The organism is Aquimarina sp. U1-2, assembly GCF_017897595.1.
Lineage (GTDB): Bacteria > Bacteroidota > Bacteroidia > Flavobacteriales > Flavobacteriaceae > Aquimarina.
In genome coordinates this window covers 1-747 of the sequence record NZ_JAGKIK010000043.1, presented here as the reverse complement: position 1 = coordinate 747, position 747 = coordinate 1, and the positions used below count along the sequence as shown (strand labels likewise).

The 747-nt window shown below is 36.8% G+C and carries 1 protein-coding gene and 1 pseudogene; both read left to right on the top strand.

Annotated elements, in window-relative coordinates; translation table 11 throughout:
• Positions 1-206, top strand: a pseudogene (locus J8281_RS18905) (electron transfer flavoprotein beta subunit/FixA family protein); the annotation flags it as partial.
• A gap of 70 nt (positions 207-276) precedes the next feature.
• Positions 277-747: electron transfer flavoprotein subunit alpha/FixB family protein (locus J8281_RS18900; protein WP_371812641.1), on the top strand; the 471-nt coding region annotated here is incomplete at its 3' end.

Here is a 747-nt window from a genome sequence, read left to right as displayed (position 1 = left end):
AAAGCGACCTTAAAATTCCTAACATGAGAGGCATCATGATGGCACGTAAAAAACCGTTAACGGTAGCTGAACCTGTTGATGCTAGTGCTGGTACAACCTCTGTTTCTTTTGAGAAACCAGCTGCGAAGGGCGCAGTTAAATTGGTGGCACCAGATAATTTAGATGCGTTGATAGATTTGCTTCATAATGAAGCTAAGGTTATATAAAGCCTAAATACCAAGAATCAAATCCTAATGATATCATTTTGGAATTTTTAATTTGAAATATTGAAGAATTATGTCAGTTTTAGTATATACAGAATCAGAACAAAATAAATTCAAAAAAGCTGCTTTTGAAGTGGCATCTTACGCCAAAGCTGTTGCAAGCCAATTAGGCACAACAGTTACCGCAGTGGTTATTAACGCTGAAGACACATCAGAATTAGGAAATTATGGTGTAGATAAAGTGTTAAAAGTATCTAACTCAGCATTAGACAACTTTAGTGCTAAAACTTATGCCAGTGTTTTAACAGAAGCTGCGCAAAGTGAAAATGCCCAGGTGGTAATTTTAAGTTCTAGTGCAGACAGCAAATACCTAGCACCACTTTTAGCTATCGGACTAAATGCTGGTTACGCATCAAACGTCGTAGCAGCACCATTAAGTACTAGTCCTTTTAAGGTAAAACGCTCTGCATTTACCAATAAAGCCTTCGAGGTAACCGAAATACAATCTGAAACAAAGATTATTGGTGTTTCTAATAATTCCTTC